The sequence below is a fragment of the Blattabacterium sp. (Cryptocercus punctulatus) str. Cpu genome (assembly GCF_000236405.1).
Taxonomy (GTDB): Bacteria; Bacteroidota; Bacteroidia; order Flavobacteriales; family Blattabacteriaceae; genus Blattabacterium; species Blattabacterium punctulatus.
The window spans coordinates 43,438-64,805 of sequence record NC_016621.1 but is presented as its reverse complement, the minus strand read 5'-3'; the positions used below and the strand labels follow the sequence as shown (position 1 = coordinate 64,805).

Genomic DNA, 21,368 nt, shown 5'->3' with positions numbered 1-21,368 from the left:
AATAAAAAAATATATATTTTTAATAAAAAAAAATTTTTTTCATAAAAAAAAAGTTCCATATTATATGAATAAAACTAAAAAAAAAAGTTAAAAAATTATATGTTATAGTTTTTTTTAGAAAAAATTTCATAAAAATAATCAAAGATAAATTTATTAAGTTACCTTAATTTTTTAATATGAAAAATATTATTGATGAACTTACTTGGAGAGGGTTAATAAAAAATAGTGTTCCTGGTGTAGAAAAACAATTAAAAAAAATTACTACTATATATATAGGGTTCGATCCAACATATGATTCTTTACATATAGGTAGCTTAATTCCAATTATTATATTAATCCACTTTCAAAGAATGGGGCATAAATCCTTAATATTAATTGGAGGGGCAACAGGTTTTATAGGAGATCCATCAGGAAAATATGATCAAAGAATTTTTTTAAAAAAAAAAACATTACAAGAAAATATAGAATCTATTAAAAAACAATTATCTAAATTATTAGATAGTTATTCAGAAAAAATAGAATTTATCAATAATTTTGATTGGATAAAAAATATTTCTTTTTTAGAATTTATCAGAAATATAGGAAAACATTTTACTATAAATTATATGATATCTAAAGATTCTGTTAAAAACCGTATAAAAAATAATAATAAAAAATATAAAGGAATCTCTTTCATGGAATTTACTTATACTCTTATTCAAGGTTATGATTTTTTTTATTTAAATAAAAAAAAAAATTGTTTTCTACAAGTTGGTGGATCAGATCAATGGGGGAATATAACTACCGGAATAGAACTTATTAAAAAAAAAACAGGAAAAAAAGCATATGGAATTACTTTTCCTTTGGTTACAAGAACTGATGGATTGAAATTTGGAAAAAGTATGCAAGAAGGAAATATCTGGTTAGATCATAATAAAACTTCTCCATATAAATTTTATCAATTTTGGATCAATATTTCAGATATTGAAATTGAAAATTTTATTAAAATTTATACTTTTTTTTCTAAAAAAAAAATTGAAACATTAATTTTAAAACATAGGAAAAATCCAGAAAAAAGACTATTACAAAAAAAATTAGCATCGGAAATAACTAAATGGGTTCATGGAAAAAAATCTTATGAAAAAGTAGTAAAAATTTCACATATTTTATTTGGAAAAAAATATACCAATAATCTATTTTCATCTTTAGATGAAGATATACTTAGTTCACTTTACGATAATATTCCGCATATGCTTTTATCTTATAAAGATTTTAGAAAAGGAATTTTTTTATTAGATTTATTAAAAAAAAGTAATCTATTTAAATCTAAAAGTGAAGCTAATCGTGCTTTAAATTTAAATTCTATTTCTATAAATAAAAAAATTATTAAAAAAAATATACTTCTTAAAAAAGAAAATATAATAAAAAAAAAATATATTTTACTTCAATTTGGAAAAAAATTTTTTTTCATTATAAAAATTGAATAATTTTAATATCCAAAATTTTGGAGTTTTTTATAATTTGAACGCCAATTTTTGCATATTTTTACATTTAATCTTAACCATATTTTTTTACTAAAAAAATTTTCTATTCCTTTTATAGAAAAATATCCTAATTTATTTATAGAATTTCCTTTTTTTCCAATTAAAATTCCTTTTTGGGAATCACGTTCTACATATATGGAAGAATCTATATGTATGCTATTCTTTCCATTCTTAAATTTTTCCGTAGAAATTTCTACAGAATAAGGAATTTCTTTTTTATACATTAAAAATATTTTTTCTCTAATTATTTCATTTACAAAAAAGCGTTCAGATCTATCACTTAAAATTCCTTTAGGATAATAAGGAGGTCCTTTAGATAATAAATCTAAAATTTTATTTAGTAATAAATCTTGATTTATATTTTTTAATGCAGATATTGGTAATATTTCTGAATTAGGAAAAAAATTATTCCAATAATTTATTGTATCATATAACATATTTTCACTATATACTACTCCAATTTTATCAATTTTATTGATTAATATAAGAATAGGAATTTTTTGTTCTTTAAGAAACTTCAAAAAGGATAAATATTTATTCAATAAATTAAATTTTCCTATTTCTGTAGTAAATAATATAATATCAGCGTCTTTAAAAGATTTTTTTACATATTGCATCATAATTTTTTGCATAGAATAAATCGGTTTTATCATAATACCAGGAGTATCTGAAAAAATAATTTGGTAATCATATTGATCTATTATTCCCAATATTCTATGACGAGTTGTTTGTGGTTTATTGGTTATTATAGATATATTTTCTCCTACAAGAGAATTCATTAATGTTGATTTCCCTACATTTGGAAATCCTATAATATTAACAAATCCAGATTTATGTTTATGATTAATCATTTTATCTTTTTATAGCCTCTATTTGAATTTACATTTTCATTATTTTCCTATGTAAAATATCTAATTTTTATGGTTTAGAGTTTATTTCCATTTTTATTTTTGAAGTTGCTTCATCAATAATATCAATAGCTTAATCTGGTAAAAAACGTTCGTTAATATAACGTTGAGATAATTCAACTGCATAAATAATAGATTTATTTTGAATTTTTTATCTTTAATACCACGTAAAATAAATATAGAATTTTTTATAGATGGTTATTCAATATATACCTGTTGAAATATTCTTTTTAAAGATTTATTTATTTTAAAATATTTCAGCATTTATAGCACTTTTTCTATCCCCAGGATTTACCATTAATGTATGAATTGCATCGATAAATTTAAGAATAATTTTAAAAAAAAACGTTATTCAAATTTTCCTTTATATTTATATAGATTCTGCAATGATAGAAGCCACATCTAAAGAAAAAATTTTTTTATTTTTTAAATTATACGTATTGTTTCATCATGTCTAATAATAAGATCTAATTTCCCTTTATTTTCCCATTCATTAATATTTTTTTGCATATTTATCTAAAAAATTATAAGTATTTTTTTTTAATTTATAAATTAAATTTTTACTTTTTTTTCTGATATTTTCAATCATATTTTGAATATTTTTATCTATAATTTTTTGATTTATAAATAATTGATGCATTATATCCTAATTTTGTAAAAATTGAAAAAAAATTATGTTATCTAGAAATAAATTCATTTTTTAAAATATTAGTATAAAGTTCTGCTTTTTTAACATTTATATATATAATTGTTTAAATGTTTAGTAGAAAAAAACATATCCTTTCTACTTTTATTTTTTAAAAAAGATAAAAAGAGAGTATTTTATTTAATTCTTTTATTTTATTAATTGATAATTTATATTTAATTTTTTTTATAAAAAAAGGAATAAAATTGTCTTTTTTTTTACTAAAAAAAATTTTATAATATGTACATTTTCAATAGAAAATTTATTTTTTTTAAAAGTAATATGTTAAATTTTTTGTATTATTTTTTGAGATTTTATAGTAAATTTATTGAAGTTCATAATTACAGATAAAAATTTTTGTATTTATTTTTTACATAATTTTTGAATTCTATATTTTAAATTAATCTATTTTCGTTTTATGATCATAAAAGATGAAATACAATCTATTTCAGAAAGAATTGATAAACTTTATAAAGTTCTTAATATTGATGAGATTAATAAATATCTTGATAAAGAACAAAAAAAATTTTTAAATCCTCATTACTGGAATAATTATAAAAAATCCAAAAATTTTATAAAACATTTTCATGTTATGAAAACATATATAAAAGATTTTTTTGAATTAAAAAATTCTCTAGAAGAATTAGAATTAATATTTTCTCTTTCTAAAGAAGAAAATCTTGAAAAAGATCTTAAAATTCAATTATATAAAACAAAAAAATTACTATCAAATTTAGAATTAAAAAACTTTCTTTCAGAAGAGGAAGACAGTTTAAATGCTATACTTCAAATTTCTTCTGGAGCAGGGGGAACTGAAAGCTGTGATTGGAGTTCTATGCTCATGAGAATGTATATTATGTGGGCTGAAAAAAAAAAATATTCTGTTAAAAATATTCATCTCATTTCTGGAGATATAACGGGAATAAAATCCATTATTTTAGAATTTAAAGGAATATATGCTTTTGGATATTTAAAAGGAGAAAATGGAGTACATCGGTTAATCCGTATATCTCCATTTGATAATAATTCAAAACGTCATACTTCTTTTTCTTCTGTTTATGTCTATCCTTCAATAGATAAAAATATAAAAATTGATATAAAAATATCTGATATTCATTGGGAAACCTTTCGATCTTCTGGATCAGGTGGACAAAATGTAAATAAAGTTGAGACAGGAGTTAGATTACGTCATATTCCTACTGGAATTACTATTGAAAATACAGAATATCGTTCACAAATACAAAATAGACAAAGAGCTTTGCATCTTCTAAAATCTAGATTATTTGAAATAGAAATAAAAAAAAAAATGAGAAAAAAAAATAAAATAGAATCTGAAAAAAAAAAAATAGAATGGGGAAATCAAATTAGAAATTATATTATGCATCCTTACAAATTAGTCAAAGATTTACGGACAGGTTATGAAACTACAAATATTAATTCCGTAATGGATGGAGAAATAGATATTTTTTGAAAAAATTTATGATATATAGAAAAAAAATAGAAAAACAAAAAAAATTTTAAATTTTTCTACCCCTTAATTTTATTCAATGAAAATTCGATATTCTGATCTTATAGATCAAACTTTTAATTTTCCTACCGAGGAATTTACTATTAAAAATAATTTTTTAGAATTCCATGGAATTCCATTAATAAATCTCATTCAAAAATATGGTACTCCATTAAAATTTAACTATTTACCAAAAATTTCTCAAAATATACAAAAAGCAAAAAAATGGTTTAAAAAAGCAATTCATTCTAATCAATATAAAAATAAATATACCTATTGTTATTGTACAAAAAGTTCTCATTTTTATTTTGTATTAGAAGAAGTATTAAAAAATAATATTAGCATTGAAACTTCATATGCTTATGATATAGAAATCATTAAAAATCTTTATCAAAAAGGTAAAATGAATAAAAATATTGAAATTATTTGTAATGGATTTAAAACTCATAATTATATAAAAAATATATCAGAATTAATTAACAACGGTTTTTATAATACTATTCCAATATTAGATAATTATGATGAATTGGAAAAATTAAGTTTTTTTATCCATTATCCATTTAAGTTAGGTATACGTATTGCTTCTGAAGAAGAACCAAAATTTGAATTTTATACTTCCCGATTAGGAATAGGATATAAAGATATCCTTATTTTTTATTTGAATAAAATAAAAAATAATTCAAAAGTTGAACTAAAAATGTTGCATTTTTTCATCAATACAGGAATAAAAGATACCTCTTATTACTGGAATGAACTTTTTAAATGTTTACATATTTACGCTAGATTAAAAAAAATTGCACCTGAATTAAATATCCTAAATATAGGAGGTGGATTCCCTATTAAAACATCTATGTCATTTAAATATGACTATGAATACATTACCAATGAAATTATTTATCAAATCAAAAAATTTTGTAAAAATGAGAATATTTTAGAACCACATATATATACAGAATTTGGTTCCTATACAGTAGGAGAAAGTGGTGGAATTATCTATAAAATACTTAATCAAAAAAAGCAAAATGATAGAGAAAAATGGAATATGATTGATAGTTCTTTTATGACTACTCTACCAGATACTTGGGCTATAAATAGCCGTTTTATTATGATGGCAATTAATCGTTGGAATGATTCTTATGAAAGAGTATTTTTAGGGGGGTTAACCTGTGATAGTGATGATTATTATAATTCAGAACAACATCTGAATGCAATATATCTTCCCTGTTTCCGGAAAAAAATACCACTTTATATTGGATTTTTTAATACTGGAGCATATCAAGATACAATAAGTGGATATGGAGGAGTACATCATTGTCTTATTCCACAACCAATCCATATTTTAATCAATTATGACGAAAAAAAAAACTTAGTATATAAAATATTTCGTTATTCACAAAAATATGAAGAAATATTAAAAATATTAGGTTATTGAAAATAATATTTTTTTATGAAAAAAAAAAACTTTTGCTGGAATTCCTAAAAAAATATGCTACTCTTGAAAAATCTAAAATAGTCCTTATTCCAGTTCCATATGATTATACAGGTACGTGGAGAAAAGGTTCTAAAAAAGGTCCTAAAGCATTTTTATCTGCATCAGAACATATGGAATTATATGATATAGAAACTAATTCTGAAGTTTATAAAAGAGGTATATATATATCTTATCCTATAATTAATTATTCATTTTCTTCCAAAAAAATGATAGAACAAGTATATAATATTACTAAAAAATATCTTTTTAAAAAAAAATTTGTAACTCTAATTGGGGGTATCCATTCTATATCTATAGGTAGTATTCGAGCATTTGGAGAAAAATTCCCTGATATGAGTATTCTACACATGGATGCACATGCCGATTTACGTCCTAAATACAATGGAGATCCTTATAATCATGCTTGTTCTATGTATGAAGCTTCAAAAAAATTTCCAATTATACAAATAGGGATTCGAAGCATGAATATACTAGAGAAAAGGTATATCCAAAATGATAATATTTTTTATTTTCATGAAATATATCAAAATGATTTATGGATGAAAAAAGCGATTCAAAGATTATCTAAAAATGTATTTATAAGTATAGATATAGATGTTTTTGATCCAAGTATAGCCCCTTCTACAGGAACTCCAGAACCAGGAGGTTTTTTTTGGTACGAAATTTTAAAATTTTTAAAAATGGTTTTTGAAAATAAACAAATTATAGGTTTTGATATTGTTGAACTTTTACCAAATGAAAAAGATTTTTCTACAGATTTTTTATCTGTTAAACTTTACTATAAATTATTATCATATAAATACGAATTAATTTATTCTCCATTATGAATCGAAAAATGATTATAGCTATAGATGGATATTCAGCTTCTGGAAAAAGTACTTTAGCTAAAAATCTTTCTAAAAAATTAAAATATACTTATATAGATACCGGAGCAATGTATAGAAGTATAACATTATTAGCTATTAGAAAAAAAATATTTCATAGTGATTTATGGAATATAACAAATTTTATTCCTTTTTTGATAAATATAAATTTTCAATTTAAATGGAATAATAAATTAAATAGAACCGATATATTTATAAATAAAGAAAATGTTCAATCTGAAATTAGATCAATAGAAGTAAGTAATAAAGTTAGTTTAATAGCTAGAATTCCAGAAATTCGAAAAAAATTAACAATTATACAAAAAAATTTTGGAAATAAAAAAGGAATTATTATGGATGGAAGAGATATAGGATCTAATATATTTCCTCAATCGGAATTGAAAATTTTTATGAAAGGGTCTATAGAAGTTCGTTCTTATAGAAGATTTGAATATTTTAAAAAAAAAGGAAAAACAATTTCTTATGAAGAAGTAAAAAAAAATCTCTTTTATAGAGATATGATGGATCTATATCGAAGAATTTCTCCACTTAAAAAACCAAAAGATTCTATAGAAATAGATAGTACATTAATTAGTACTGAAAAACAATTAAATATGGTACTTAAATTAATAGAAAATATTAGATTATCTCAAAAAAAATAAAAAATATATATGAAACTTTTAAATGGAAAAATAGCAATAGTTACAGGTGGCTCAGGAGATATAGGAAAATCTATTGTGAAAACATTTGTAAAACATGGTGCACAGGTAATTTTTACTTTTTTTTCTTCAAAAAAAAATGCTAAAAAATTATCTGATGAATTGGGAAATTCGGTAGTTTCATACGAAATTGATCTTAAAAATTTAAATTCTTCAAAAGAATTAGTAAAAAAAGTTATAGAAAAATTTGGAGTTATAGATATATTAGTGAATAATGCAGGAATTATAAAAGATAATTTTTTATTTAGAATGTCAGAAACAGATTGGGATCAAGTCATTCGAACTAATATTTATTCTATTTTTAATCTAACCAAATATGTAATATTTCCTATGATAAAACAAAAAAATGGAAGTATCATTAATATGAGTTCTATCATAGGAATAACAGGAAATTCAGGACAATCTAATTATTCAGCATCTAAAGCAGGAATTATAGGATTTACTAAATCAATTTCTAAAGAATTAGGAAAAAAAAATATTCGTTGTAATGTTATAGCTCCTGGCTATATTTCTACAAAAATGAATTTGCATATTCAATCCAAAATAAAAGAAAATTGGATAAATAAAATTTCCTTAAAAAGACCTGGAATTCCTCAAGATGTAGCTAACTGTAGTTTATTTTTAGCTTCTGATTTATCTAATTATATTACTGGCTCTGTATTTAATGTTAATGGAGGAATGATTTAATTTTTTTTAAAATGTATTCAAATAAAAAGATAGTACAAAGTTTAGGTGAAATATTGATATCAAAATCAATATTTCATATAATAATATCTCCAGGTTCTAGAAATGCTCCAATAATTATCCATTTTACCCAGCATGATTCCTTCAAAACTTATAGCATTGTTGACGAGCGTTGTGCTGGATTTTTTGCTTTGGGAATAGCACAAAAAATAAAAAAACCTGTAGTTCTTAGTTGTACTTCTGGTTCTTCCGTAGTAAACTATTATCCTGCAGTGACGGAAGCATTTTATCAAAATATTCCACTTATTTTTATTACTGCAGATAGACCAAAAAAAATTATAGATATTCTTGAAGGCCAATCTATTGATCAAGAAAATATTTTTAAAAATCATGTTGAATCATCTATTCAATTAACCGAAGAAGAATCTAAATTAGGATTATGGTATAATGATAGATTAATCAATGAATCTATTAATAAATGCATTTTTAAAAAAAAACCTATACATATTAATATCCCTTTTTCAGAACCTCTTTATGAGACTACAAATTTTTTGCAAGTAAAACCTAAAATTATAAAAACTTTACCTGTAATAAATTATATTGAAAAATCTAAATATTATAAAAAAGAAGAATTTATATGGAAAAAATCTAAAAAAAAAATGATTTTATTAGGATTATATCATTCAGAAAAAAAATTGGAAAAAATTTTAAAAAAATTAAGTATAGATCCTTCTATAGTTATTTTTACCGAAACTACATCTCATGTATACGGAAAATTATTTTTTTCATGTATAGACCAACTTATTTTTAGTATAAAAACTCAAGAATGGATTAATTTAAAACCTAATATTTTATTAACTATTGGTGGAAATATTATATCTAAAAAAATAAAATTTTTTTTACGAAAATTTCCACCTTTATATCATTGGCATATAGGAGAAAATATAAAAAATTACCCAGATACTTATTATAGTCTAACGAATTTTTGGTCAATAAAACCTGAATTTTTTTTCAAAATATTTCATGGAAATAATTTACAATCCTCTGATTATAGATATAAATGGGAAATATTGAGAAAAAAAAGAATAAAAAAAAATAATTTTTTTTTAAAAAAAGAAAAAAGTTTTTCAGATCTTAAAGTTTTATTTTTTATATTTAAATCCATTCCTAAATATTCCATTTTACAATTAGGAAACAGTACTATAATACGCTATTATCAACTTTTTGATAAAAAAAAATATTCTGTACAATCTTATTGTAATAGAGGTACGTCAGGAATAGATGGTTGTGTTTCTACTGCTATAGGTTATGCTGTAAAAAGTAAAAAAATAGTAACTTTAATTATTGGTGATATCAGTTTTTTTTATGATAGTAATGCTTTATGGAACAATTATACTCCAAATAATTTCCGTATTATCCTTATAAATAATGGAGGAGGGAATATTTTCAGATTTTTATCAGAAAAAAAAATTTCTAAAAAAATTTTTAATTTTTTTGAAACAAAACATTTTTTAACTGCAAAAAAAATTTGTGAAATGCATAATTGGAAATATGAAATAGTATCCGATAAACTTTCTTTAAAAAATAATTTGTATGTTTTTTGGAATAAATCGGATAAACCATTTCTTTTAGAAATTAATACTCAAAAATCTAATAATGCAGAAATATTAAAAAAATATTTATCCTATTTATCTTAATTTTTTTGTTTTAAAAAAAAATAAAAATATATCCCATATAACTTTAATTCTAGCGAAAATTTCCCTAATCTGTATTTTCCAATCAAAAGAAATATTTTTTGCATTAAAACCTATAATATCTAATCCTAAACAATTTCCAATAAAGATGGCTCTTTCATTATGAAATTTTTGAGAAATAATGGTAAATTTTTTTTGATTAAAAATTTTATAAACTCTTAATACAGAATGTATAGTACTAATTCCAAAAAAATCTTCATATATAAAATAATCGGGAATTCCTTTTTTAATTAATTCTTTTTTCATCATTTTTGGTTCATTATAATTTTTTTCTCTATTATCTCCACTAACGATAATGTAACGAATTTTTTTATGATAAAAAAGAAAATAAGCTGCATCTATTCTATATTTAAAATAAGCATTTATCCCCCCACCATGTAAATATTTAGAAGTTCCTAAAACAACACCAAATGTATTATATGGAATTTCATCAATATTATCATACTTTTTTTTTATGGAATATAAACTCATCCCAAAATAAAAAAAAACTATAAATAAAATTATAATAAAAAATATACGTTTTATTTCTAATTAACATAACCGGAAGTTTCTAACTAAAAAAAATCCTCTTCTATGATCCAATCTCCTTTTTTCAAAAAAAAATCTACCTGTTTAAATTTTATATTTTTGGTTTTTCCTGTAACTAAATGACGGATAATAATTCGATTATTTCTTCCTAATTTTTGATTATTTTTTCCTTTTAAAAAAAAATCTATTATCCTATTATTTTTTGGAATACATAAAATATTACCTTTCATGATAGTAGATTTAATAAAAAAAGAAATAATTTTTCTATTAATTTCATAAACCCTTTCTTGAAATAAATTAAAAGCATTTTGTTTATAAACTATCAAAGGATCTTTTTGTTCAAAAATAGCATTTTGTACCGAATATCGTAAATTATCCATTTCCCGTAAATGTTCTTTCCATTTTTCATCTAGAAAACACAATATAGTTTTTTTTTCAAATATAGATAGTAATGATAAACCTCGATCTTTATAACTTTCTTTTAAACTATATTCAGAGCTAATGTTAGTAATACCATCTGTAAACGTTATCTGAATTTGACAATCTATATGATTTTTTTCAAAAATATTGGATATAATAGGATAAATTTCTTGATAAATTCTTTTTTCTTTTTTTTTTTCATAAAAATTTATAATTAGATTATGTATTTTATTGATACAATCTCGTTCTTTATATAAAAAGAATTCATTTTCTGGTATAGGAAAGTTAATTCCAAAAATTTGAAAAAATTCGTATTCTAAATTTTTAAAATCATTTAAGGATTTATTAACTAGTATCATAATATCCAATAAAACATATATCATATTAGAAATATCTAAACTAAGATCTTTTCCACATAAAGCATTCTTACGCTTTTTATAAATAAACTCTCGTTGTTTATTAATAACATCATCATAATCTAACAAACGTTTTCGAATACTAAAATTATTATCTTCTATTTTTTTTTGTGCTCTTTCTATAGATTTCGTTAACAAAGAATGTTGGATAATATCCCCTTCTTTATGGCCAAAACGATCCATTAATTTAGATAATCTTTCTGAATCTATAAATAAACGAATTAAATTATCCTCTAGAGATACATAAAATTGAGAGTTTCCTGGATCTCCTTGACGGCCAGCACGCCCCCTTAATTGATTATCTACTCTTCTAGAATCATGTCTTTCAGTTCCTAAAACATAAAGTCCACCATATTTTACAACTTCTTTTGAAAGTTTTATATCTGTTCCTCTACCGGCCATATTAGTCGCTATAGTTACAGATCCAGGTAGACCTGCTTTTTCTATAATTTCTGCTTCTTTATCATGTAATTTTGCATTTAAAACATTATGTTTAATTTTTCTAAATTTTAAAGCTCTACTAATAAATTCAGATACTTCAACGGAAGTTGTTCCAACAAGAACAGGACGTTTTTCATATTTAGATAAATAAATAATTTTTTCTATAATCGCATTATATTTTTCACGTTTTGTTTTAAAAACAAAATCTTGTAAATCCATTCTTTGGATTTTTCTATGTGTAGGAATAACTATAACATCTAATTTATAAATGTGAAAAAATTCTCCGGATTCTGTTTCCGCTGTACCAGTCATTCCAGATATTTTTTTATACATTCTAAAATAATTTTGTAAAGTAATAGTTGCAAAAGTTTGACTAGAAGATTCAATTTTTACATTTTCTTTTGCTTCAATTGCTTGATGAATTCCATCTGAATAACGTCTTCCTTCCATTATCCGACCAGTTTGTTCATCCACTATTTTTACTTTTCCTTCTAAGACTACATAATCTATATCTCTTTCAAATAAAGTATATGCCTTAAGAAGTTGATTTATTGTATGTATACGTTGTAATTTAACTGTAAAATTATTTAAAAGTTTTTCTTTTTCTTTTATTTCTTTTTCTTTAGAAAAAAATTTTTTTTCTAATTCAGTAATTTCTAAATTAATATCAGGTAATACAAAAAATCTTATATCTTTTACATTTTTAGATAAAAATTCAATTCCCTTATCCGTTAATTCTACAGTATTATTTTTTTCATCTATAACAAAATAAAGATCTTTATCTACTTTATACATCTCTCTTCCGTTATCTTGTAAATAATAATTTTCTACTTTTTGTAAAAGTAAGCGATTCTTATCTTCACTTAAAAATTTAATTAAGGATTTTTTTTTGGGTAAACCTCGATATACTTGAAAAAGTTTAAATCCTCCTAATTTTTTATTTCCAGATTTAATTAAATTTTTAGATTCATAAAAAAAATTTTTAATTTCTAAATTTTGATTTTTTACAAGATCTTCTACTTTATTTTTTAATAATTTAAATTCCTCTTTATTATCATTATGAGAATCAACTGGACCTGAAATAACTAAAGGAGTCCGTGCCTCATCTATTAAAACGGAATCAATTTCGTCTATAATAGCGTAATTTAATTCTCTTTGTACCAAATCCTCTTTAGAAGAAACCATATTATCACGTAAATAATCAAATCCAAATTCATTATTGGTACCATAAGTAATATCTGCTTTATAAGCTTTTTTACGCATATAAATATTAGAAGATGGATAATCATCAATACACTCTACTCTTAATCCGTGAAATTCCATTAAAGGTGCCATCCAATTTGTATCCCTTTTAGATAAATAATTATTAACTGTTACAATATGCACACCTCTTCCAGAAAGAGCATTTAAATAAGCGGATAAAGTAGCTACAAAAGTTTTTCCTTCTCCAGTAGCCATCTCGGCAATTTTTCCTTGATGAAGGACAATTCCACCCATTAATTGAACATCATAATGGACCATATCCCAGATTACAGATTTTCCACAGGCATCCCATTTATTTTTCCAAATTGCCATATTATTGCTTAATACAACATAAGGTTTAACTTTTGATAACTTTTCATCAAAATCCGTTAATTTTACTATAAGTTGTTTTTTTTCTTTAAAACGTTTAGCAGTTTCTTTAATAACAGCAAAAGCTTTTGATAAAAGATTCATTAATACTTTTTGTTCTACTTTATAACACTCTTCCTTAATTTTTTCTTTATTTAATTTTACTTTTTCTAAATTAAGTATGTTACAATATTTTTTTTCTACTTTTTTTATAAAAGATTCTTTTTTTTCATAAAATTTTTTCGTAGATAATTTTATAATATTTTTAAATTCTTGAGTTTTATTTCTTAATTCATCATCAGATAACGATAATATTTTTTTTTCTTCTTCCTTAATATGAATCAAAAAGGTTTTAACTTTTTGAAGATCCTTTTCATTTTTATTTCCTAATAATTTTTTTAATATATTTCTAAAAAGACTCATCAATTATAATAATTAAACGTATTTTTCAGTTAAAGTTCATATTCGTCTCTATTCCAATAAAAATCTTCGTCATCTCTTGGATAATCTGCCCATATATCTTCTATAGATTCAAAAATTTCTCCTTCTCCATTTTCTAACTGTTGAAGATTTTCTACAACTTCTAATGGAGCACCTGTTCGAATAGCAAAATCGATTAATTCATCCTTTGATGCTGGCCAAGGAGCATCTTCTAAATGAGAAGCTAATTCTAAAGTCCAATACATATTTTATTACCTATTGATATTTATTTGAATTATATTTGAAAATCGGATAAATTATTGTTTAGGTTTGATTTTCAAAAATCAATGAACTATTTTTTTATTACAAGATAATAAAATTAGTGAATTTAAATTACAAATAAAATAGTTTAATATTATTCATATATGAAAAAGTTTCCTAGAATTGTATTTATAGGTTCTACTCCTTTTTCTCTTTTTTCTTTAAAAGAACTTTATATTAGACAATATAATATTGTAGGAATAATTACAAATCCTGATTCTATTTTCAATAAAAAAAAAATAAATAATAAATCTGTCAAAAAATATGCATTAGAAAATCATATTCCTATTTTACAACCAAAAAATCTTCTAGATTCTTCTTTTTTAAAAAATTTAAAAATATGGAAAGCAGATATACAAATTATAGTTTCATTTAAAATTTTACCTAAAGAAGTTTGGGGAAATCCAAAAATGGTGACCTTTAATCTACATGCTTCTTTACTCCCACAATATAGAGGAGCTGCTCCTATTAATTGGGCAATTATTAATGGAGAAAATAAAACTGGATTAACTACTTTTATTGTAAATGATCAAGTTGATTCTGGGAAAATTCTTTTACAAAAAGAAATAGAAATAAAAAAGGAAGAAACTGCTGGAACACTTGAAAATAAATTAAAAAAAATTAGTGGATCTATAATTATAAAAACTCTAGAAGGTATTCTTCAAAAAAAAATAAAACCTAAAATTCAAAAATATATTCCTTATTTACCATTAAAATATGCTCCAAAAATATATCCTATAAATTGTAGAATTTTTTGGAAAGAAACTTCTATTGAAGTTATTTATAATAAAATTCGGGGACTAAGTCCTTATCCTACAGCATGGACATTTTTATTTTTTAATGAACAAAAATTTTTTAGATTTAAAATTTTCATTGTTAAAAAAATAAAAAAAATACATTTTTTTCCAATTGGATTTGTATTTTTTTCAGAATCTGAAATGAAAATTTCGGTAAAAGAAGGATTTATTTCTATTATTGAAGGACAAATAGAAGGCAAAAAAAAAATGAATATAAAAAATTTAATTAATGGAATAAAAATAAGAAAAAATATTTTTGTTCGATAAAAAAAAAATTTTTACTCAGTCATACATATTTATCCATTATATTTGCTATCATTAATTATAAAAATGTTGTTTTATAGTTAATTAAAATTAAATTAATTGTATAATGAACAAAACAGAATTGGTGAATTCAATAGCTGAAAAAACCGGGATTACAAAAATAAAAGCGAAAAATATTACAGATGCATTTATTGAAACCGTAATTGAATCCCTAAAAAAAGGAGATAAAGTTACTTTAGTTGGATTTGGAACCTTTTCTGTTATAGAAAGGAATCCAAGAAATGGAATTAATCCTAGAACAGGAAAAAAAATTTTTATTCCAGGAAAAAAGGTTGCTAAATTCAAAATAGGTGCCGAACTAACAAATTTGTAGTTTTTTTTTCATGAAGATAAAGTGAGAAAATCACCTTATCTTCTTTGTTATGGAGATAAACGATATAATTTCCATTTATTTTTTTTTTCTAGATTATAATAAATTAACCTATCATGAAGTCTATTAGGTTGTCCTTGCCAAAATTCTATTTTATAAGGTTTTACGATATATCCACCCCAATAAAAAGGACGTTTTATCATGTGTATTTTAAAAAAATGAGTCCATTTTTGATATTGAATCAATAAATATTCTTTAGATGGTATAATTACACTTTGTTTAGAAGCCCAACATCCTATTTGATTTTTTTTTGGTCTTTTATAAAAATATTCATCCGATTCATTTTTTGATAATTTTAGAATATCTCCTTGAATAATAATTTGTCTTTCTGTATTTGGCCAATAAAAAGAAATACATGCTTTTGGATTTTTTTGAATAGATCTTCCTTTTAAGCTATAATAATTTGTATAAAAAATAAAACCTTTTTGAGAATACATCTTTAACAAAACAATTCTAGTTTCAGGAACTCCATCTTGTCCTATAGTTGAAATTGACATAGCATTAGTTTCTTCATTTATTTTTTTATGTATTTTATGAATATTTTTTTCTTCTTGAAACCAATTATGAAATAATTTTAAAGGATCCGATGGAACATCAGATTCTATTAAATTATTTTTTTTATAAATTTTTCTATAATCACTTAAATCAAAAGTCATAATATTAAAAATGTATTATTTTATAATCTAAAAATAGATTAACTTTAATATTTTGTAGATTTCTTTTATAAAATTTATAATTTTTTCTATATTTATAAAAACATAAAGCGTGATAGCTCAGACGGTTAGAGCGTTGGATTCATATCCCAGAGGTCGGGGGTTCAATTCCCCCTCACGCTATTATTCTGTTTTAAAAAAAATATAACATGCATTTTTTTGTTTCTAGTTTTTCTCTTTTACAAAAATTATATGTTTTACATAAAATTATAAAAAATAATTCAGAATATTTTCTTTTTGAACTTTTCGGAGAAAAATTGATCATTATAATTTCAGATTCAGAAAATAACATTATTACTACAGAAATAAAAGTATGTGTAAAAAAAAAATCAAAAGAAAAAATAGCTATTTATCCAAAATTAATGATAGATATTTTAAATACCCTTCCTGAAGAGCCTTTTCTTCTAATAAAAAAAGAAAAAAATATACTTAATATTTATTCTAAACAAGGTAGTTACCCAATCCCTAGTATCTCTAATGAAATTAAATCTATAAATAACTATTTAAATACTTTTTTAGTAATAAAAAAAAAGAAAAAAATTTTTCTATATTCAAAAATACTTTTGAAAATTTTAAAAAAAACTTTATTTGCTGTTGCAAATAAAGATTTCAATCCCATTATAAATGGAGTTTTTTTTCATTTTTCTCCATATGGAGCTACTTTTGTAGCTACGGATACTTATAAATTAGTAAAATATACCATATATAATATTAGATTAAATTATTCCATTAAATTTACTATACATAAAAAATCTCTTCAGATACTTCAAAATATTTTAAATGAAGAACACGAAAAAAGTATTGTTTATATTGAATATAAAAAAATTGATATAATTAAATTTAATTTTAAAATAAAACTTTTTTTATGTAGATTAATTAATGAAAAATATCCAGATTTTAACTCTGTAATTCCTAAAAATAAAGATATATCATTCATTATTAATCGTATATTATTTCTAAATTCTATTAAAAGAATTTCTATTTTTTCTAAAAAAAAAATCAGTTTTATTCGATTTTATTTAAAAAATAATAAATTAAAAATTTATGAAGAAGATCCTATTATTTCCAATTATTCAAAAATACAATGTAAATCTATTTATGAAAAGTATCAAGGTGGATATATTAAAATGGGGTTTAATTCTAAGTTTTTAATAGAAGCATTATCTTCATTTAATGAAGATTTTATTAGTTTTGAATTGTGTAATTCAAATAAAACCGGTATTATTAGACCATATTCTAATATAAAAAAAAAAGAATCAATTCTAATATTAATTATGTCTATAATAATATGAGAATATCATATAATTGGCTTAAAAAATATATTTCCGTTAATCTTAATTCGAAAAAAATATCGAATATATTAACCGATATTGGATTATCGGTAAAAAATATAAGTAAAATTACTACAAAAAATAATAGTGAAGATACTATTCTAGATATAGATCTTCCACCTAATCGTTCCGATGCTATGAGTCATTATGGAATTGCTCGAGATTTATATGCAATTTTAAGTTATCGTGGATATAAACCTATTTTATCAAAACCTATAATAAATAATTACAAAAAAGATCTCAACAAATATTGTTTTAAAATATTGATTGAAGAAGAAAAAAAATGTAGAAGATATTCTGGAATAGCTCTTTCTAAAATAAAAATAGATTCATCTCCAGATTGGTTAAATGATCAATTAAAATCAATAGGAATAAAATCTATTAATAATGTAATAGATATAAAAAATTTTGTGATGCATGAATTAGGTCAACCTATACATGTTTTTGATATTGACCAAATAAAAGGAGAAAAAATAATTATAAAAAATGCAAAAAATAATACTTATTTTAAATCTGAAGATAATTTTACAAAAGAATTAGATAAAAAAGATTTAATTATATCTGATACAAAAAATCCTTTATCTATAGCTGGAATTATAAATAGTTATAATTCAAATATTAGTATAAAAACAAAAAATATTTTTTTAGGAAGTGCATATTTTAACCCTATTTACATTCGTTCTATTGGAATAAAACATATAATAAAAACCGATGATAGATTTCTATTTGAGAAAGGTATAGATCCTAATCAAACCGTATATGCATTACAAAGAATGGTATCTCTTCTTAAAGAAATTATAAAATGTCAAATAAGTTCTGATATAGTAGATCTTTATCCAAATCCAATTTTTCCATTAAAAATACAACTTCGTTATAAAAAAATTAGGGATATTATTGGAAAAAATATCTGTAAAAAAAAAATCAAAAAAATTTTATCATTACTTGAAATTGTAATTCTTTTAGAAAATGAAAAATCATTATTAGTTCTTGTTCCACCTTATCGAATAGATGTACAAAGAGAAATAGATTTAATAGAAGAAATATTACGTATTTATGGAATAAACCAAATAAAAAAATCCAGTAAAATAAAAATATATTCAATTCCTAATTTTTGTTATAAAACAAAAGAAAAAATACAAAAAATTATTTTTAATCAGTTAGTAAATTATGGATTTCAAGAAATTATAAATTCTCCTATGAGAAATCAAAATTCAGTATTTTCTTTATTAAATTCTTTTTTTGATAGAGAATTAATTAATATTATTAACCCTATAAATAAATATTATAATTCAATGCGTTCAACTCTATTATTTGGAATAATAGATAGTATAAAATATAATTATAATAGAGGAAGTAACAATATAAAATTTTTTGAAATTGGAAAAATTTATTATAGAAAAAATCATCAATTTTTAGAAAAAACCTGTCTTAGTATTGCTATATCAAAAATAGAAAAAAATAATAGAAAAATAATAGAAAATAAAAATTATGGATTTTTTTATTTAAAAGGAATTATAGAACAAATTTTTCAAAGAATTGGAATTAACTATTATACTCAAGAAACTACTATTAATCCTATTTTTAAAGAAAATATATCTATTAAATATAAAAATAAAAATCTTGTAGAATTAGGAAAAATTCAAAAAAATATATCTAAAAATATAGAAATATTTTATGCAGAAATTGATTTGGAATATTTAATTTCTCTTGTTCAAGAAAAAAAAATAATTTTTATTCCATATTCTAAATATCCTACTGCAAAAAGAGACTTATCATTATTAATTGATAAAAAAATTCCATTCGAAAAAGTTTATCAATTAATAAAAACAATGGAAAAAAATTTAATTAAAAAAATAGAAATATGTGATTTATATGAAGGAAAAAATATACCAAAATCAAAAAAATCTTATACTATAAGTTTTTTTTTTGAAAGTAAAAATAAAACATTAACCGATATTATTATTAATAATTTAATGAAAAAAATAGAAAAATTTTTAAAAAATAAATTAGGAGCAAAAATTAGAGGAATATTTTAATTTATTAATATATTATATTGATAATTTTTTTAAAATTTTTCGTATTCCAGTTTTATATTCTATAATTTTAGAAATATCTTTTATATAAATTCTTTTTTGTTTCATAGAATCTCGATCTCTCATAGTTACTGTATTTGTTTTTATAGTATCATAATCTATAGTAAAACAAAGAGGAGTTCCAATAGCATCTTGTCTTCGATAAAGTTTTCCAATAGATTTTTTTTGATCATAAACTAGTTGATAATCCATTTTAAGATTATTAAATATTCGTTTTGCAATTTCTGGTAATCCATCTTTTAAAACTAATGGAAATACAGCTGCTTTTATAGGAGATAAATAAGGGGGAAATTTTAATACAATCCGTTCATTTCCATTTTCTAATTTTTCTTTTTTAAGAGAAGAATAAAATATAGCTAAAAAAAGACGATCTAAACCTAGGGATGTTTCTATTACATAAGGAATATAATTTCCAATCATCTTTTTTTTTCCAAAAACTCTTAATTTTTTTTTTGAAAATTCCTCATGTTGTTTTAAATCAAAATCTCTTCTAGAATGTATACCTTCTATTTCTTTAAATCCAAAAGGAAAATTAAATTCTATATCTGATCCGATACTAGCATAATGTGCAAGTTGTTCATGATCACGTATTTGATATTTTTTATTTCCTAAATTTAATTCTAAATGCCATTTTAACCTATTTTTTTTCCAATATTCATACCATTTCATTTCGTCTTCAGGAAGAATAAAAAATTGCATTTCCATTTGTTCAAATTCACGCATACGAAAAATAAATTTTCTAGCAATAATTTCATTACGAAATGATTTCCCTATTTGAGCAATTCCAAAAGGAATTTTCATTCTACTAGAATTTTTTATATTTAAAAAATTAGAAAATATACCCTGTGCAGTCTCCGGACGAAGATATAATAAATTTCCTTTTTCTTCTTCAATTTTAAACATCATATTAAATAAACGAATATTTGTCCAATTATGAGATCCACATATTGGATCAGGTATATTTAATTCATCAATTAAAACCCTAATATCTAATAAATCCTTTTTTTTTAAGGATTGATACATTCGAAATAATATTTTTTCTTTAGGAATATTTACTAAATGACCTTTATTTTTATTATTCATTAAATTAACATATTCTCTAATTAATATCTCAGGGCAATATCTTTTTTTAGAATCCTTATTGTCAATTAAAAAATCATTAAATTTTTCAATATGTCCAGAAGCTTTCCAAATATCAGAATGCATAAGTATAGAAGTATCTATACCAACTATATTTTCATGAAGTTGAGTCATCGACTTCCACCAATATTCTTTAATATTATTTTTTAATTCTATTCCATATTGTCCATAATCATAAATAGCATGTACCCCTCCATAAATTTCACTAGATGGAAAAACAAAACCATAATTTTTGGCATGGGAAATTAAAAAATGGAAAAAATGATAATTTTCTTTCATGCATAAAAAAAAATAAAAAATATTTAATA

At 21.9% G+C, this 21,368-nt stretch carries 17 protein-coding genes, 1 tRNA gene and 2 pseudogenes; 12 read left to right on the top strand and 8 right to left on the bottom strand.

What is annotated here, in order from left to right:
- The first annotated feature begins 176 nt into the window (after positions 1 to 176).
- Positions 177 to 1,466 (top strand): tyrosine--tRNA ligase, encoded by a 1,290-nt coding sequence (gene tyrS, locus BLBCPU_RS00315; protein WP_014246018.1) that lies wholly within the window; start codon positions 177 to 179, stop codon positions 1,464 to 1,466.
- A gap of 2 nt (positions 1,467 to 1,468) precedes the next feature.
- Here the strand turns inward: tyrS and era are convergent, their stop codons facing one another.
- The 3 genes and pseudogenes from era to BLBCPU_RS03020 all read right to left on the bottom strand — a co-directional run bounded on the left by era (position 1,469) and on the right by BLBCPU_RS03020 (position 3,071).
- Positions 1,469 to 2,374 (bottom strand): GTPase Era, encoded by a 906-nt coding sequence (era, locus tag BLBCPU_RS00310; RefSeq protein WP_014246017.1) that lies wholly within the window; start codon positions 2,372 to 2,374, stop codon positions 1,469 to 1,471.
- A 70-nt stretch (positions 2,375 to 2,444) separates the two neighbouring features.
- Positions 2,445 to 2,689 (bottom strand): annotated as a pseudogene (locus BLBCPU_RS03025) (hypothetical protein); the annotation flags it as partial.
- A gap of 235 nt (positions 2,690 to 2,924) precedes the next feature.
- Positions 2,925 to 3,071, bottom strand: coding sequence for a hypothetical protein (locus BLBCPU_RS03020; protein WP_167532484.1), 147 nt, complete (start codon positions 3,069 to 3,071; stop codon positions 2,925 to 2,927).
- A 463-nt stretch (positions 3,072 to 3,534) separates the two neighbouring features.
- Here BLBCPU_RS03020 and prfB point away from each other — a divergent pair.
- The 6 genes and pseudogenes from prfB to menD all read left to right on the top strand — a co-directional run bounded on the left by prfB (position 3,535) and on the right by menD (position 10,078).
- A protein-coding gene (prfB, locus tag BLBCPU_RS00305; protein WP_254044403.1) for a peptide chain release factor 2 occupies positions 3,535 to 4,637 on the top strand; the annotation gives its coding sequence in 2 pieces (ribosomal slippage) (positions 3,535 to 4,579 and positions 4,579 to 4,637; 1,104 coding nt in all).
- A gap of 26 nt (positions 4,638 to 4,663) precedes the next feature.
- A complete protein-coding gene (locus BLBCPU_RS00300) occupies positions 4,664 to 6,055 on the top strand; it encodes a decarboxylase (protein WP_014246015.1) in 1,392 nt (463 codons plus the stop codon).
- A gap of 40 nt (positions 6,056 to 6,095) precedes the next feature.
- Positions 6,096 to 6,942, top strand: a pseudogene (gene speB, locus BLBCPU_RS00295) (agmatinase).
- Positions 6,939 to 7,640, top strand: a complete 702-nt coding sequence (gene cmk / locus BLBCPU_RS00290; protein ID WP_014246013.1) for a (d)CMP kinase — start codon at positions 6,939 to 6,941, stop codon at positions 7,638 to 7,640. The pseudogene speB and the gene cmk overlap by 4 nt, the downstream one beginning before the upstream one ends.
- Before the next feature lie 9 nt (positions 7,641 to 7,649).
- Positions 7,650 to 8,384, top strand: coding sequence for a beta-ketoacyl-ACP reductase (locus BLBCPU_RS00285; RefSeq protein ID WP_014246012.1), 735 nt, complete (start codon positions 7,650 to 7,652; stop codon positions 8,382 to 8,384).
- A gap of 11 nt (positions 8,385 to 8,395) precedes the next feature.
- On the top strand, positions 8,396 to 10,078 hold the full coding sequence (menD, locus tag BLBCPU_RS00280) for a 2-succinyl-5-enolpyruvyl-6-hydroxy-3-cyclohexene-1-carboxylic-acid synthase (protein ID WP_014246011.1): 1,683 nt from the start codon (positions 8,396 to 8,398) through the stop codon (positions 10,076 to 10,078).
- Here the strand turns inward: menD and BLBCPU_RS00275 are convergent.
- From BLBCPU_RS00275 to BLBCPU_RS00265, 3 genes are all read right to left on the bottom strand, one after another.
- Entirely contained in the window at positions 10,070 to 10,606 is a 537-nt protein-coding gene (locus BLBCPU_RS00275) for a vancomycin high temperature exclusion protein (protein WP_014246010.1), read from the bottom strand. The genes menD and BLBCPU_RS00275 overlap by 9 nt on opposite strands.
- Positions 10,607 to 10,689: 83 nt before the next feature.
- Positions 10,690 to 13,974 carry a preprotein translocase subunit SecA gene (secA, locus tag BLBCPU_RS00270; RefSeq protein ID WP_014246009.1) on the bottom strand — a complete coding sequence of 1,095 codons (3,285 nt, stop codon included), beginning with the start codon at positions 13,972 to 13,974 and terminating at the stop codon, positions 10,690 to 10,692.
- Positions 13,975 to 14,003: 29 nt separating this feature from the next.
- The gene (locus BLBCPU_RS00265) at positions 14,004 to 14,237 is read right to left on the bottom strand and encodes a DUF2795 domain-containing protein (RefSeq protein ID WP_014246008.1); all 234 of its coding nucleotides are present in this window, start codon (positions 14,235 to 14,237) and stop codon (positions 14,004 to 14,006) included.
- A gap of 159 nt (positions 14,238 to 14,396) precedes the next feature.
- On the opposite strand from BLBCPU_RS00265, the gene fmt reads away from it, so the two are divergent.
- Together fmt and BLBCPU_RS00255 are read left to right on the top strand one after the other, a co-directional pair.
- Entirely contained in the window at positions 14,397 to 15,356 is a 960-nt protein-coding gene (gene fmt, locus BLBCPU_RS00260; protein WP_014246007.1) for a methionyl-tRNA formyltransferase, read from the top strand.
- A gap of 103 nt (positions 15,357 to 15,459) precedes the next feature.
- Positions 15,460 to 15,726 (top strand): HU family DNA-binding protein, encoded by a 267-nt coding sequence (locus BLBCPU_RS00255; RefSeq protein ID WP_014246006.1) that lies wholly within the window; start codon positions 15,460 to 15,462, stop codon positions 15,724 to 15,726.
- A gap of 47 nt (positions 15,727 to 15,773) precedes the next feature.
- On the opposite strand, the gene pdxH is transcribed toward BLBCPU_RS00255, so the two are convergent.
- Positions 15,774 to 16,439 carry a pyridoxamine 5'-phosphate oxidase gene (pdxH, locus tag BLBCPU_RS00250; RefSeq protein ID WP_014246005.1) on the bottom strand — a complete coding sequence of 222 codons (666 nt, stop codon included), beginning with the start codon at positions 16,437 to 16,439 and terminating at the stop codon, positions 15,774 to 15,776.
- Between the two features lie 106 nt (positions 16,440 to 16,545).
- Between pdxH and BLBCPU_RS00245 the strand changes: the two genes are divergently transcribed.
- The 3 genes from BLBCPU_RS00245 to pheT all read left to right on the top strand — a co-directional run bounded on the left by BLBCPU_RS00245 (position 16,546) and on the right by pheT (position 19,863).
- Positions 16,546 to 16,619 (top strand) — tRNA-Met (locus BLBCPU_RS00245).
- A gap of 26 nt (positions 16,620 to 16,645) precedes the next feature.
- Positions 16,646 to 17,788: a DNA polymerase III subunit beta gene (gene dnaN / locus BLBCPU_RS00240; RefSeq protein ID WP_014246004.1), complete on the top strand. Its 1,143-nt coding sequence runs from the start codon at positions 16,646 to 16,648 to the stop codon at positions 17,786 to 17,788.
- Positions 17,785 to 19,863, top strand: a complete 2,079-nt coding sequence (pheT, locus tag BLBCPU_RS00235) for a phenylalanine--tRNA ligase subunit beta (protein WP_014246003.1) — start codon at positions 17,785 to 17,787, stop codon at positions 19,861 to 19,863. Before dnaN ends, pheT begins: the two co-directional genes overlap by 4 nt.
- A gap of 12 nt (positions 19,864 to 19,875) precedes the next feature.
- On the opposite strand, the gene BLBCPU_RS00230 is transcribed toward pheT, so the two are convergent.
- On the bottom strand, positions 19,876 to 21,339 hold the full coding sequence (locus tag BLBCPU_RS00230; RefSeq protein WP_014246002.1) for a glycine--tRNA ligase: 1,464 nt from the start codon (positions 21,337 to 21,339) through the stop codon (positions 19,876 to 19,878).
- Between the last annotated feature and the right edge of the window lie 29 nt (positions 21,340 to 21,368).